We start from the raw sequence: 13,333 nt of genomic DNA, 5'->3' as shown, positions 1-13,333 counted from the left end.
CGCTCGCCAAAGAGGAGAGACGATTGCGGCGGTTGCCCACCAAATGGCACGGCTTGCTGGACTACCTGGTGTCGGCGCTGGTGATCGCGCTGCCCTTCCTGGCCGGTTTGCAAAGTGGGGCGCGCTGGTGCTTCGTCGCGCTGGGCTGTCTCGGCATCGGCTACAGCCTGATCACTGATTACGAATGGGGCGCGGTGCGTCTGCTGCCGATGCCGATGCACCTGATCCTCGACGCGGCGTTCGGTGTGGCGATGCTCATGCTCGCAGCGACTCTCGATCTCGGCACGTCCGCCTGGGCACCGGCGGTCATCGGCGGGCTGGCGCTGCTGCTGGTGGTCATCACCGAGCGCTGGCCACACTCGTCTCCTCACACCATCCGATCCACCACACCGTGACGAAGTCCATCGAGACCGTCGAGCCGATCTGTCAGGCTGCGCATCTTTGCATCGACATGCAGCGTCTCTTTTCGACCGGCGGTGTGTGGGAGACGCCGTGGATGTCGCGCGTCGGCCCAGCCATCACCGAGGTCGCGTCGCGATATCGCGACCGGACCATCTTTACACGGTTCATTCCGCCGCAGCGCGCCGAGGACTGTGTCGGCCGCTGGCAGCGGTACTATCGACGCTGGGAGGCCGCGACCTTGCAGCATCTCCCGCCGCAGCAACTCGATCTCTTGCCCGACCTGGCGCGGCTGACGCCTCCGGCGCTGGTGATCGACAAGCCGGTGTATTCCGCCTTCAAGCAGTCCAACCTGGCGACGATGCTGGGCCAGCTCGGCGTCGGCACCGTGGTGATCACCGGCGCTGAGACCGACGTGTGCGTGCTGGCCACGGTGCTGGATGCGGTCGATCTCGGCTATCGCGTCGTGCTGGTCGAAGACGCGCTGTGTAGTTCGTCGGACCCCGGCCATGACGCTCTGATGACGATGTACCGCACGCGCTTTCACGAGCAAATCGATCTGGTGTCGATCGGCGATCTGCACAGCCTGTGGGAGCCTGGGCGCGACATCGCGTTCCGCCCGGTTTGAAGCAGGAACACGGGCCTGTGCACCACGTTGGTGCCGCGATTCAACGACGAAACACAAATACGGAGCTACACATGGCACAGGACGCACGCGAGATTTTCATTACCGGGCTGCGCAACGCGCACGCGATGGAAACCCAGGCCCGCGAGATGATGGAGCGTCAGTCGGAACGGCTGGACGAATATCCGGACGTCAAGGCCCGCATCACCGCACATCTGCACGAGACCGAGACCCAGCTCAAGCGGCTCGACGAATGCCTCGCGTCGGTCGGTGAAAGCTCCTCGACCCTGAAGGACACGACGCAGTCGCTGATGGGCAACATGGCGGCGCTGGCACACACCGTGATGCCGGACGAGATCCTGAAGAACACCTTCGCCAACAACGCGTTCGAACACTTCGAAATCGCGGCCTACAAGTCGCTGCTGTCGCTGGCGGACCTCGCCGGCATGTCGGCCGCCAAGCCGCTGCTGCAGGCTTCGCTGAAGGAAGAAGAGGCGATGGCCGCGTGGATCGATCAGAACATCGACAACGTCACGCGGTCCTACGTTCGCGTCGCCCAGGCGACTGCCTGACCAAAGACGGGTTGTAGCGTCTTATCGTTATGGCCGGGCTTGCCCCCGGCCGTTTCGTTTTGCGCCCACCTCTGCTGCAACGGCAGGCGGAAGGAACGACGGTCGATGTGATCAATTGATGCATCAACCACCGGAGAACGACATGCCGCCATCTTATCCGAAGCCGCCATTTCCGAAACAGCAGCAGCCGATGCCCGGCGCGACCGCCGCGATGCGGCCGAGGCCGGATCACGGCGAGAGCAGCTACAAAGGATCCGGAAGGCTGACCGGCCTGAAAGCCGTGATCACCGGCGGCGATAGCGGCATCGGCCGCGCCGTCGCGATCGCGTATGCGCGCGAGGGCGCCGACGTAATGATCTCGTATCTCGAGGAACACGACGATGCCGCCGAGGTCAAAGCGCTGATCGAGCAGACGGGCCGCAAGGCCGTGCTGGTGCCCGGCGATCTGCAATACGCCGATCACTGTAAGGCGGTTGTGCAGAAGGCGGTCGATGAATTCGGCGGAATCGATATTCTGGTCAACAACGCCGCGCATCAGGCGACCTTTAGCGATATCGGCGATATCAGCGACGAGGAGTGGGAACTGACGTTCCGCGTGAACATCCACGCAATGTTTTATCTGACCAAGGCCGCAGTGCCGCACATGAAGCCCGGCAGCGCCATCGTCAACACCGCTTCCGTGAATTCCGACATGCCCAATCCCTCGCTGCTCGCTTATGCGACCACCAAGGGGGCGATCCAGAACTTCACTGCCGGGATCGCACAAATGCTGGCGGAAAAGGGCATCCGCGCCAACGCCGTCGCGCCTGGCCCGATCTGGACCCCGCTGATCCCCTCAACCATGAAGGAGGAGACAGTGGAGAGCTTCGGCAAGAATACGCCGATGCAGCGCGCCGGTCAGCCTGCCGAGCTGGCAACCGCCTATGTGATGTTGGCCGATCCGCTGTCGAGCTACACGTCCGGGACCACGGTGGCAGTGACCGGCGGGCGCCCCTTTATCTGAGCCGGTCGGCCAATGCGAAGGTACGCCACCCGGCCAACCTTTTCGGGAACTGCCCCGCTCGGATGAAGTTTGAGGACCATTGGGAGGCTTTCACACGTTGCAGCCCCACCATGAGCCACTGTTCAGGGGAGCCGACCCTCGTGGGTAGGCAGGACCGACAAAAGGGCCACCATTCCGAGGGCGCTGCGCATCGCGCGGCGCCTGCAGACGTGCGTGCTGAGTTTGAATCGTCGAGCGCGTCGGCGGTCGGCGGCCGTCCCGCAAGTGCCCTGCGTCCGCACCGGTTCGCTTCCTTCATGGCCAGAGTTTCCACCAGGCTGGGTCTACTCGACGAGGACCAGGAGGCGCTGCTGGCCGCCGCGCGCGCGCCGCGGCAATTTGCCAAAGGGGAGTTCGTCATCCAGGAGGGCAGCCGCGCCAGAGCGCTGGTGTTTCTCTGCTCCGGCACCGCCTATGCGGCACGGACATTAGAGGACGGCAGTCAGCAGATCGTCGCGGTGTTCCTGCCGGGTGATCTGCTCAACCCGGGCGATCTCGTCCTGCGCAACGCGCGCGCCTCGATCTACGTCTCGGCATCGACGGTTGTGCTCGAGGTGCCGCACGCCGAACTGTTGCCGTTGCTGTCCAGCTACCCGGCCATCGTCCGCGCGCTGTGGTGCGAAACCGCGCGACACGCCGCGATCCAGCGTGAGTGGTTGATCTGGCTTGGCCGGCGCTCCGGGCAGGCCCGAGTCGCGCATTTTCTGTGTGAGGTCTCGTACCGGATCCAGCGTTGGAGGGGATCCTCACCGGAAACGGTGGCGTTTCCCTTCACCCAGCGCGAACTCGCCGATACGTTGGGGTTGTCCTATGTTCACATCAACCGCGTGCTGCAGCATTTTCGGAGCCGCGATTTGATCGAGCTAGTGCAAGGGCGGCTGACCATTCGCAGCCGAAAGCTCTACGCCATCGCCGAATTCGACCCTGCTTATCTGCAAACTGCCACGTCGGTCGATCCGCTACCGGAAATGAGCGGCCGTTTTCCCGCGTGGGACGACTTGGCGCCGCGCGGAGGCCGAGCGGCGCCGCTGACCTCCTGATCTTCGGGTTCGTCGTCGCAGGTTAATATGCCCGCCCGCGACCTCCGCAATCGTCACTGCTCTCGCCGTTGTCGATTTTGTCCGACCCGTATTCTCGGCCTATTGTCGTCGACCGAGAATCGCTTCGCCACGCAGTGGGAATCGGTGCGCCATCGGTTGACCAGAACCGACGGCGTGCCCCAATTTTCTACGTGCTACGTGTAGCTCAGTACGCCACACTCGGCGGATCGTCGTTCGAGCTTGTTTTTACAGACAAACCCAATGCGCACCGGAGGCGCTAAATAGTGGACAAAGAAGTGCGCGCGATGCACACACTCGTCAGTGCTCGTCAATTACAGGCGAAGCGCTTCAGTGCATGCTTGGTCACGAAGCCGTAACCGCAAGTGTCGCAGGTCCACAGATAGCTGATGATGTTCTCGGTCAGATACGCCGAGGCCTCGGCCGCGATCATCGAATCCGCGCAGACCGGGCAGGCCGGCAGCTCGCATCCACGCGGAGCCGGACGAGGGGCTTTGGTCGACAGGAACTCAGCGAACGCTGGCATCGTGACCTCCTCAACATCCAGTGGGCTGAACTTCCGAGTTGCACGAACTATACACCCGGAACTCTGACGATGTCGCAACAGAAATGCGTTCGTTTCGAGAAATTCGTCGCCGCAATGCAGCGCCCGCGCCGCAGCGGCGTCACGCCGCAGTCGTGTTGCGTAGTGCCTGCGCAGATTGCGCAAACTCGCGGCAGCTCGGCGTAAACAGTTAGTTACCAGCCGTGCTCCGCTTTGTTTCAGTTCGTTCGCGTCGCCATACACTCGCCATCCGTCAGCGCTGCTGACTAATCACTCACCAGAGAGGACTCCATGTCTCAGCCGCCCCGCCGTCCACGCACGTTGAACGATGCCCGCACAGAAGCCGAAGCGGCGTTCAAGAAGGTCACGACCAAACCTGTCGAAACACCGGAGGTGAAACGACAGGCTCTGCCGGGCGTGAAGGAGATGGTCTCGCTGCGGATCGACCAGGACGTGCTCGAGCACTTTCAGTCCGATGGTCCCGGCTGGCAGGACCGCATCAACACCGCGCTGCGCAAGGCCGCGGGACTATAATCGGCAAGCAGAGTCCGCATTTATTCCGTGGACTTGCTCGCAGCGGGCGTGCGCGGCGCGCTGCGCAGGTTGAGCAGGTTGCCGGACAGGATCAGCGCTGCGCCGAGCACGGTGTACATGTCGAGCCGCTCGCCATAAAGCAGCCAGCCGGCGGTCGCGGTCAGCGGCACGCGCAGGAAGTCCATCGGGATCACGATGGTGGCGTCGGCGTAAGTCAGCGCGCGCGCCATGCAGTAGTGCGAGAACGTTCCGCAGAACGCGATGACCACGATCCAGATCCAGCCGGTGGTCGATGGCCAATGCCAGACGTAAAGTGCCGGGAAGAACCCCAGCGTCGACTGGATGATCAGCATCCAGAACATGATGGTCAGCGTGCTGTCGATCCGGGTCAGCGACTTCACGATCGTGATCGAGATCGCGAAGCCGAATGCCGCGGCGAGCGCGATCAGCTGACCGGGCTCGACCGAACCGGTGGCAGGACGGACGATGACGATCACGCCGATGAGGCCGAGCACCACCGCGGCGACCTTGCCGGGGTTGAGGCGCTCGCCAAGGAAGATCGCCGCCAGGATCGCGATCCAGATCGGCATGGTGAACTCGATCGCTACCACCTGGCCGATCGGGATCATCAGCAGCGCAGCGAACCAGCAATATTGTGCGGTGTAATGCACCACGTTGCGGCCGATATGCGACCACGGCCGCGTCGTTTTCATCGCGGCGAATCCGCCGGCGGCGCGGATCAGCGGGTACAGCATCAGGAAGCCGAGCGTCGAGCGTAGTTCCATCACCTGGAACAGATGCAGCTCGCGCGCGGCCTCACGGCCGGCGACGGCGATGATCACCATCAGGCCAAGCCATCCGGCCATCCACAGCGCGGCCATGCTCTTCGAAGCTTGTCGGGTCATTTGCGGGTGATTTTTCTGATGTTCTGATCGCCGCGGCGTTTCCGCCTGCTGTATCGGCGACCGTGCCGCGCTTGGCAACCGCTGGGCGTATGGGCGCGGTTGATTTCCGCCAGGTCCTGTGCCCCGATGCGGATCTTCAGGTGCAAAGAGCCGCGACAGTCGGCTCGCCAAGGGGAGAAAACGAATGCGGACCTTGCAGCCGGCGGATTGGGCCAAGCCGAAGGGTTTCTCACACGGCGTAGCGTTCATCGGGCCGGGGCAGTGGCTGGTGCTGGCTGGCCAGACCGGCACGAACGATCAGGGCGAATACGAATCGGACGACCTCGCCGTGCAGGTGGGCGCAGCGCTGAGGCGCGTGGTGACCCTGCTGAAGGAAGCCGGGGCAGGCCCCGAGCACATCGTCCGGCTGACCTGGTATCTGACCAGCCGCGAGGAATACGCCGCTGCCGGGCCGGGGATCGGCGCTGCGTGGCGCGAAACACTGGGGCGGCATTTCCCGCCCTCGACGCTGCTGTACATCTCCGGCCTGGTGGATGCCCGCGCCAAGGTCGAGATCGAGGTCACGGCGTTCGTGCCGGCGCGTTAGGGCGTTTCCGGACGACGCCGGCGGGTCTTGCCAGCGGAGCGGGTTTCCGCCAACAAGCCCGCCAGCTTCCAAGGAGTTCGATCCATGACCCAGCGTTCAACCTCGGCCGATTTCGTCCATGGCTTCTCGACCGGCTGGCCGGAGAACCAGCCAGAGGTGATGATCCTGTCGCTCACCACCCAAAAGGGCGTGCAGGACTTCGCCATGACCAAGGAGCAGGCGCTGCTGGTCGCCAAGACCATCAAGCGCACCGCGATGCAGCTCGCCGCGCCGAAACAGCGCGCCTGAGCCCTGCGGCCGCCCGGTGGGGCGGTCGCACGCTTTTTGAACTAGAGAGGCGGCCTCAGCTCCAGACGCCGCTTCGCCGGTCCTCGACGCGCTTGGCCTTGTGCGTGGCGCGCGGCAGCGAGTCGGGCTTCAGCACTGAAACGGCCGCCGAGACGCCGGTGACGGCCTTCAGCTTGCGCCCGAACCGATCGGCGAGATGCTCGGGCGCGCCGTTGTAGCCGTGGATGTGCTCGACCTCGACCGTGAGCCGGTCGAGATGGTTGATGCGGTCGACCACGAGCCGATACTCGCCTGTCAGCTCATGGTCCTGCCGAGCCACCGCCTCGACGTCGCTCGGGAATAGGTTGACGCCCTTGATGATCAGCATGTCGTCGCGGCGGCCATGGACGCCATTGAGGCGGATCGCGGTGCGGCCACAGCGGCACGGCTCCGGATTGAAGCTGACGATGTCGCCGGTGCGAAAGCGGATCATTGGCCGCGCGGCCTTCTGCAGAGTGGTCAGCACCATCTCGCCGCGGTCCCCCGGCTTCACCGGCTCGCCGCTGTCCGGATCGATCACCTCGACCAGGATGTGATCCTCGGCCCAATGCAGGCCATCCTTCTGCTCGCACATGCCGGCGCAGGAACCGAAAATGTCGGATAGGCCGTAGTAATCATACACCGAGGCGCCCCAGAGCTGCTCGATGCGATCGCGCGTCTCCGGGATCGAGCCGCCGGGCTCGCCGGCGACGAAGATCCGGCGCACGGCGAGATCCTTGCGCAGATCGTAGCCTTCCTTGATCGCGGTCTCGCCGAGGTACCAGGCATATGACGGCGTGGTCCAGATCACCGTCGCCTGGAATTGCCGCAAGATCTGCAAGAGGCGTTCGGACGGCAACGTGCCGGCGTGGATCGTCAGGGCGCCGAGCTTCTGTGCGCCGAGCACGCAGGGGCCGCCGATGAACAGCGAGAAGTTCAGCGAATGCACGTAGCGGTCGGAGGGGCGCATGCCCGACGACCAGAACTGCCGCGCCTCGTAGTCGATCCAGCCATCGAAATCGGCTTGCGTGAAAGGCGAGGCGGTCGGCACGCCGGTCGAGCCGGACGACGCCGAGATGTAGACGATGTCGCGCTCCGGCACGGCGACGAGGTCGCCGAACGGCGGCACCGCAAGCTGGCGATCGCGTAAGCTGCGCTTGTCGATCAGCGGGAAGCGGCGGATGTCGTCGAGCGACTTGATCTGGGCGGGCGAGACCTTGGCGGCATCGAACGCGGCCCGATAGGCGGGCGATCCGGCGTAAGCGTGGGCGACGTGCTTCTGCAGCAGCGACAATTTCAGCGCGTCCCAGTCGGCGCGCGATTGGGTTTCGAGCTTGGCGTCCCAATAGGGGCGGTCGTCGGAAGTCGTGGTCATGTGCGGTGGTCCTGAAAGCGGACGACCGGCCGCGGGGGCCGGTCGCGTTTGCCGATGGAAGGACGGACGTCGTCGACCGGCGGCGTCTCACCAAGTGGTGAGAATGGTGCCGTTGAAGCGCTGCTCGGTGAACGCTTTGACTTCCGGCGAGCGATAGATCTCGACGAATTTCTTCAGGGTGGCGTTGTCCTTGTTCTTGGCGCGCACCGCGAACACCAGATTCCAGTTGCTGTCGGCGCCCTCCAGCAGCAGCGCGGATTTCGGGTCGAGCCCGGCACTCAGCGCGTAGTTGAGGTTGACGGCCGAGAAGTCGAGGTCGTTCAGCGAGCGCGGCAGCTGCGCGGCGTCGAGCTCGACGATCTTCAGCTTCTTGGGATTGTCGGCGATGTCCGCGATGGTCGCCTTGATGCCGATGCCAGGCTTCAGCTTGATCAGGCCGGCCTTCTCGAACAGCTGCAGGGCCCGCGCGCCGTTCGACGGCTCGTTCGGGATGGCCGCGGTGGCGCCGGTCTTGATGTCGGCGATACTCTTGACCTTGTTCGAATAGATCCCGATCGGCACGATGATGCTCTTGGCGATCGACACGATGTCATAGCCGCGTTGCGCCACCTGGTTGTCGAGATAGGGCTGGTGCTGGAAATTGTTGATGTCGAGATCGTCCTGCGCCAGCGCGGCGTTCGGCACCGTGTAGTCGGTGAATTCGGTGATCTTCAGCTCGATGCCCTGCTTGGCGGCGAGATCGCCGGCATAGCGGAGGATCTCGGCGTAGGGACCGGCCGTGGTGCCGATGCGGACGACTTCGCTGCTCCAGGCAGGCGAGACGGCCGACAGCACAGCGAGCGCCGCTGCGGCGAATGCGAACTTCCGTGTCATGTGATGCGAACCTTCGAGTGATGACCAATGCGACGGTCATGGTGGATGGAAACTACAAGCCGACACAGCGTGCGGCCATTTCGTATTCGGCCCTGAAACAAGGTCGATGTTCTCCTGGAGAAGCTGCCGGGAGGTTTTCGTTTCGTGATGATGAGAGAGGCGCTCGGCAGAGCGCGGAGGCCGGGCTGATGCGAGACCGTCCGGCCGCCGCGGTCGTTGGCGCCTTATTGCAGCCGCGGACGGGTTTCTTTGGCGCAACGCGTCGCGGCCTTCTGGGCCGCGATCAGCGAGCCGAACTCCTGGCGCTCCAGGCTGTTGAAGTCGTGATGCGAAGCGAAGAAGCAGTAGTTACGGCCGTCTCGGACGACGATGCCGGCGGTGCGCGAGTGAACTTCGATGACGTAGGCGTCGGACATGAGTGTTCAACTGGCGAAGCCAGTGCCTCCTGAATTTCCTGATGATCGGTGATGTTTGGTGTTCTGGATCGCGCCGGCGTCAGCCGAGCGCGCAACGACAGCAACAACACCGCGAGGAGGAGGGGATCAGTCCGCTCGAAGCCGTGAGACGCCGGGACGCGGCCGGAAAACGGGGCGTGGCTGCGTCAATGTTTGAGACGTAAAGGTGTGAGGCAATGCTCTTCATGAGCCGGTCTCCAAGTAACAAGGAGCCCACGACCATGTCGTGGCGCTTTAGCGATTAAACCCGCGGCGCAAGCTGCTCCGTCAAATCCCGCGATCCGATCCGTAACAGGGATCGAACGAAGCAAACTCTGCCAGAGCCCGGCATCAAGTCAACGCATGCCAAAAAATAAGGTCGATTTGCCTCGCGTGTATTCGGTGATGAAACGGCACGTGCGCGATGCGGAGCTCGACGAGGAAAATGTGCTGTCGTGCAACTACAAGCGCCTCGCATTAGTGCGAGACGCCGGGCGAGACTCATACTCGCGACATCGGCCACAAGCCGGAGCATTCAACTGCCTGGAAAGTCGTCGCGGCGGGATTCACTGGCTCCAGCGATACAGCAGAGCGATAGCGAGCACGATCGCCAGCCAGATCGCGCCGTGCTTGAGCCAGTTCACCGACACCCCGCGCCGCAGGAAGCCGCGTCCGATGAACAATGCGAGCGCCATCAGGATGGCCGTTCGGACGACAAGGTCGGACTCGAACAGATTGCCTGAATAGACACCGTCATTAACGATCGCGGCCGCGCCGGCCACGACCAGAATGGCCAACAAAGCCCAGATCATCCACATCCTCCGAAGGCCGATCTCAGTCCAGAGGTCGCAGCTTTGGAGCCGGCAGGCCATGCGTCAGAACGAAGCTGAGACGCCCGAGACTGTCACAGGCTCGTTCGTCCTGACGTGCACGGGGGTGATGGCCGCCGCAGCTGTGGTGCGGCGGCAGGGTCTCAGATTTCGACGATCACGTACTGCAGGAAAAAGCCAAGAGGACGGGAGTCGGGCGACGAGCCAGCCTCGAGCGGGCTGTGACACCTATCGATGTTGAATTTGAGCTGTAGTGGCGAGACGGATTGGGCGATCTCGTTCGGTACGAACAGCGTGTACAACGTCGTGTTGCCAAAGAACTGTTGCGGATGGCGCGGCGGCATCGCCCAGCGATCCCTCCAGGTCGTGCCAGGGATTTCGATCGTCACGTTCATTTCCGGCACGACAGAACTGAGATGAGGCGTGGCGGCGAACAGAAATGTCAGGTTGGGCGAGCGCGTGCGGCCTTGAGGGAGCTTGGGGAAGCTGATCACGGCTTCCGGGCCGATGGTCCAGACGCCCGCGGCTTCGGGCGGAGCAAAGCCGCTGACCAGCATGTCATTGTTCTGCCCGTCCGTGAACGGAATCTGATCGCCGATGACCGACAGGCTTCGCAACGGGTAGTAGGGTGTCTCGGCGTGCGCCGTGCAGTAAGCGCAAGCGTCAGGTAGGGGAGACTTCAGCCAGTCTCGCAGCTCGACCCCCTGTTCCTCCCGGTCGATCCGGTATTCGAGTTCATCGACGCGATCAAGGAAGGCCTTGGTTACACGAGGGCTGAAGCGCGACGCCGGCGCCACACAGCAGCGGTGGACCTCACCAGTGTCGGTGAGGCTCACATTGTCCGCGAGTTCGCAATCCAGCGGATAGCCGAAGCGGGGCTCCTCCGTGAAGTGCCACTCCCGGAAATGGAACGCGTCGTTGGTGCTGATCTCTTCGGGTCGAGTCCGCTTCAGCTTCTCGACCAGGGAGTTGTAACGATCGAGACCGCCCAGATCGTGAATGACATCCGAATAGCGCGAGAACGTAATGCCGTCGCCGGCTTCCAGTCCCGACGGATATTCGTCCATCTCGCCCAGCCAGAAGCCGTTGCTGGTGATTAGGAAGCGCGCACGATAGGCCATGCCGGCCCGCAGACGGCGATTGAAGTCTGCGAGGTTCTTGTGCAGAAACGGCTCGCCGCCAAGAATATTGATCGTATCGAACTTAACTCGCTGATCGTACATCCGGTTGATGTACTTGATGAAGCCATCGACGTCGCCCTGATGTGCGCGACGATGCGGCGACGACGTCGTGCAGAACTGGCAGCGCTGCGTACAATGGTCGGCCGCGTAGATCTGCAGCGATGGAATCACCAGATAGCCATTCTCATCGCGGAATTTCTCGACCGATTTCGGCGGCCGATGGTCGTAGCTCTTGAACTTGTGCCCGATCATCTCATTCATGTCGCTCGCTCCTAGGCTACCGCGATGAACGTTTTCCACCCGTGGGTGGCCCGCTTGGTGAATTCCCAAACCGTGAGGGGGCGATCGCCGGCGACGTAGCCCGCGCAGCTGTAGATGCTGCGGCCCGATCGGCGGAGCAGATCGTAAAGACAGAACTCGTCGTGCCTGTGCCGAGCCGGCAGATAGCGCTGGTCCATTACGAAGGCGATGCTGCTCTTCGATGTCAGCAGCGTGTGTGCGCCGAGCAGTGCCTCGCAAACGTGGCGGCCGGAGATCTTCACGAAATCCGGTTGATCCTTGTCACCGAACGTCGCGTCGTAGGTCGTCGACTCGATGTCGACGATCGCCGCAGACGAGGGTTCGAAGACCGGGGCATCGCCGATCATTCGAATCTCGGTCTTGTTGGTGATGCTGTAGGGGCGTCGGTCGTCGGCAAACAGCGCGGGCAGCACCTCACAACGCCGCCCGATCCGCTTGCGGAGTTCTTCGACGGACGCGGGCAAGGCTTCGACCGCGACAGCGGCTGCTCCGACAGCGACAAACATCTTGGCGTAGACGCCGGAGAACGCACCGATGTCGATGCACTTCATGCCGGCTTTGACGTTGTGCATCACGACCTCGTCGAGATGCACAAACTCCATCGACCGGTCGACGCTCGACAAATCGGGATTTGGAGCGATCAGAAGACCGAGCGGTTGCAGACGTGTCGGCAGGCGATCGCGGAGACGAGTCGCAGCCTTTGCGCTTTCAGGTTGAAATCGTGGCCAGCAGGGGACCTAGGCAATGAGCGCAACAGAACACACTCCCAAGTTAAAGGTATCCCGTAGCTACGTCTTTGCGTTGAATCAACCGGAGATTTTAACTTTGGGCGGTTCCCTGTTAAGGAGAGTGTCGGTCGCGGTCATGGTTGGCGAACACGCCACCGCGCGCCAGGCGAACGGAGTCGCCAGGCTTCTTCTCGGGCAGGGCCAAAGGAGTTTTGGATGGCTGTGAGAGCGGCGTATCGGCGGCTCAGATCAGCGGGCTTGCCGAAGGAAAGGCAGCTAAATCGAGAACTTCATGGTGAGCGCGGAGGGACTCGAACCCTCGACCCCATGATTAAAAGTCACGTGCTCTACCGGCTGAGCTACGCGCTCACGTGGGGGGCTGTGTAGGGGGCGGGGGCGCGCGGGTCAATAGGCCGGGAGCGGGCGCGGTTCCATGTTTGGGCCGGATTGGTCCGTTTGCACAGGGATTTGCGGACGGATGCTCATCCGGCGATGCAGCGGCGGAAATGCACGGCGGAAGCTGCGGTTGAGCTCGAGTCGCGGATGGCCGGGACGAGCCCGGCCATGACGCGTTCAGAGGCTTGAAACGCGGACCGCTGAGGGAGCGCGCTGTGCTTCGGGAGGGCCCGCCGGGCAGCATCACGGCAGATCCGCGTGGGACGGCGTCGCGGCGAACGACGCCCGGCCTCACGCCGCGTCGGTGTGGATCTCCTGGGCGACCTTCTGCCGTGCCGGGATCGCCGGGGGAAGCGTGACCGGACGCAGGCCGATCAGCTCGGCGGTGCGGATGCGGGTTGCGGTCCACCACTGGAATGCGTTGATTCGCGAGTTCTCCAGGATGGCGATCGCGACTGCCGCCAGGAACGGCAGGCTCTGCAGCACCAGCACGCCGGCGAAGATGTAGATCTCGGTGATCTGCCGGAAGCTGTTGGACGCCACCAGCACGCCGGCGCCGATCAAGAGCAGCACGCCGATCACCGCCTCCCAGAACGCCTGAAAGTCGACCGACATCATCGTCAGGCCACCCTTCGAGGTGCGGTT

General features: G+C 63.2%; 16 protein-coding genes, 1 tRNA gene and 1 pseudogene. 8 read left to right on the top strand and 10 right to left on the bottom strand.

What is annotated here, in order from left to right:
* Positions 1-23: 23 nt before the first annotated feature.
* From ACOJTD_RS24820 to ACOJTD_RS24800, 5 genes are all read left to right on the top strand, one after another.
* A complete protein-coding gene (locus ACOJTD_RS24820; protein ID WP_420135512.1) occupies positions 24-395 on the top strand; it encodes a hypothetical protein in 372 nt (123 codons plus the stop codon).
* Complete coding sequence (locus ACOJTD_RS24815) at positions 392-1,027, top strand: cysteine hydrolase family protein (protein WP_420135511.1); 636 nt, start codon at positions 392-394, stop codon at positions 1,025-1,027. Before ACOJTD_RS24820 ends, ACOJTD_RS24815 begins: the two co-directional genes overlap by 4 nt.
* A 71-nt stretch (positions 1,028-1,098) precedes the next feature.
* Positions 1,099-1,596: a ferritin-like domain-containing protein gene (locus ACOJTD_RS24810; RefSeq protein WP_420135510.1), complete on the top strand. Its 498-nt coding sequence runs from the start codon at positions 1,099-1,101 to the stop codon at positions 1,594-1,596.
* A 142-nt stretch (positions 1,597-1,738) separates the two neighbouring features.
* Positions 1,739-2,599: an SDR family oxidoreductase gene (locus tag ACOJTD_RS24805; protein ID WP_420135509.1), complete on the top strand. Its 861-nt coding sequence runs from the start codon at positions 1,739-1,741 to the stop codon at positions 2,597-2,599.
* A gap of 140 nt (positions 2,600-2,739) precedes the next feature.
* Entirely contained in the window at positions 2,740-3,678 is a 939-nt protein-coding gene (locus ACOJTD_RS24800; RefSeq protein WP_420135508.1) for a Crp/Fnr family transcriptional regulator, read from the top strand.
* 328 nt (positions 3,679-4,006) lie between these two features.
* Here ACOJTD_RS24800 and ACOJTD_RS24795 read toward each other — a convergent pair whose 3' ends face one another.
* Complete coding sequence (locus tag ACOJTD_RS24795) at positions 4,007-4,222, bottom strand: hypothetical protein (RefSeq protein WP_420135507.1); 216 nt, start codon at positions 4,220-4,222, stop codon at positions 4,007-4,009.
* Positions 4,223-4,531: 309 nt separating this feature from the next.
* Between ACOJTD_RS24795 and ACOJTD_RS24790 the strand changes: the two genes are divergently transcribed.
* Positions 4,532-4,774, top strand: coding sequence for a BrnA antitoxin family protein (locus tag ACOJTD_RS24790; protein ID WP_420135506.1), 243 nt, complete (start codon positions 4,532-4,534; stop codon positions 4,772-4,774).
* Positions 4,775-4,794: 20 nt separating this feature from the next.
* Here the strand turns inward: ACOJTD_RS24790 and ACOJTD_RS24785 are convergent, their stop codons facing one another.
* A complete protein-coding gene (locus ACOJTD_RS24785; protein WP_420135505.1) occupies positions 4,795-5,679 on the bottom strand; it encodes a DMT family transporter in 885 nt (294 codons plus the stop codon).
* A 184-nt stretch (positions 5,680-5,863) separates the two neighbouring features.
* Here ACOJTD_RS24785 and ACOJTD_RS24780 point away from each other — a divergent pair, with 184 nt between their 5' ends.
* Both ACOJTD_RS24780 and ACOJTD_RS24775 read left to right on the top strand, forming a co-directional pair.
* Positions 5,864-6,265, top strand: a complete 402-nt coding sequence (locus ACOJTD_RS24780; RefSeq protein ID WP_420135504.1) for a RidA family protein — start codon at positions 5,864-5,866, stop codon at positions 6,263-6,265.
* A gap of 84 nt (positions 6,266-6,349) precedes the next feature.
* Positions 6,350-6,553, top strand: coding sequence for a hypothetical protein (locus tag ACOJTD_RS24775; protein WP_420135503.1), 204 nt, complete (start codon positions 6,350-6,352; stop codon positions 6,551-6,553).
* 55 nt (positions 6,554-6,608) lie between these two features.
* On the opposite strand, the gene ACOJTD_RS24770 is transcribed toward ACOJTD_RS24775, so the two are convergent.
* The 8 genes and pseudogenes from ACOJTD_RS24770 to ACOJTD_RS24735 all read right to left on the bottom strand — a co-directional run.
* On the bottom strand, positions 6,609-7,946 hold the full coding sequence (locus ACOJTD_RS24770) for a phenylacetate--CoA ligase family protein (protein WP_420135502.1): 1,338 nt from the start codon (positions 7,944-7,946) through the stop codon (positions 6,609-6,611).
* Positions 7,947-8,033: 87 nt separating this feature from the next.
* A complete protein-coding gene (locus tag ACOJTD_RS24765; RefSeq protein WP_420135501.1) occupies positions 8,034-8,819 on the bottom strand; it encodes a MetQ/NlpA family ABC transporter substrate-binding protein in 786 nt (261 codons plus the stop codon).
* Between the two features lie 224 nt (positions 8,820-9,043).
* The gene (locus tag ACOJTD_RS24760) at positions 9,044-9,235 is read right to left on the bottom strand and encodes a hypothetical protein (RefSeq protein ID WP_420135500.1); all 192 of its coding nucleotides are present in this window, start codon (positions 9,233-9,235) and stop codon (positions 9,044-9,046) included.
* A 584-nt stretch (positions 9,236-9,819) separates the two neighbouring features.
* Complete coding sequence (locus ACOJTD_RS24755) at positions 9,820-10,065, bottom strand: hypothetical protein (RefSeq protein ID WP_420135499.1); 246 nt, start codon at positions 10,063-10,065, stop codon at positions 9,820-9,822.
* 161 nt (positions 10,066-10,226) lie between these two features.
* The gene (locus ACOJTD_RS24750) at positions 10,227-11,525 is read right to left on the bottom strand and encodes a radical SAM protein (RefSeq protein WP_420135498.1); all 1,299 of its coding nucleotides are present in this window, start codon (positions 11,523-11,525) and stop codon (positions 10,227-10,229) included.
* An 11-nt stretch (positions 11,526-11,536) separates the two neighbouring features.
* A complete protein-coding gene (locus ACOJTD_RS24745; protein ID WP_420135497.1) occupies positions 11,537-12,166 on the bottom strand; it encodes a hypothetical protein in 630 nt (209 codons plus the stop codon).
* Between the two features lie 419 nt (positions 12,167-12,585).
* A tRNA-Lys gene (locus ACOJTD_RS24740) sits at positions 12,586-12,661 on the bottom strand.
* Positions 12,662-12,979: 318 nt separating this feature from the next.
* Positions 12,980-13,333: pseudogene (locus ACOJTD_RS24735) on the bottom strand (glycosyl transferase family 2); the annotation flags it as partial.

It is taken from the genome of Rhodopseudomonas sp. (genome assembly GCF_048594845.1).
GTDB lineage: Bacteria > Pseudomonadota > Alphaproteobacteria > Rhizobiales > Xanthobacteraceae > Rhodopseudomonas.
Note: the sequence above shows the minus strand (reverse complement) of the source record. Positions and strands in the feature narration are given on the sequence as shown.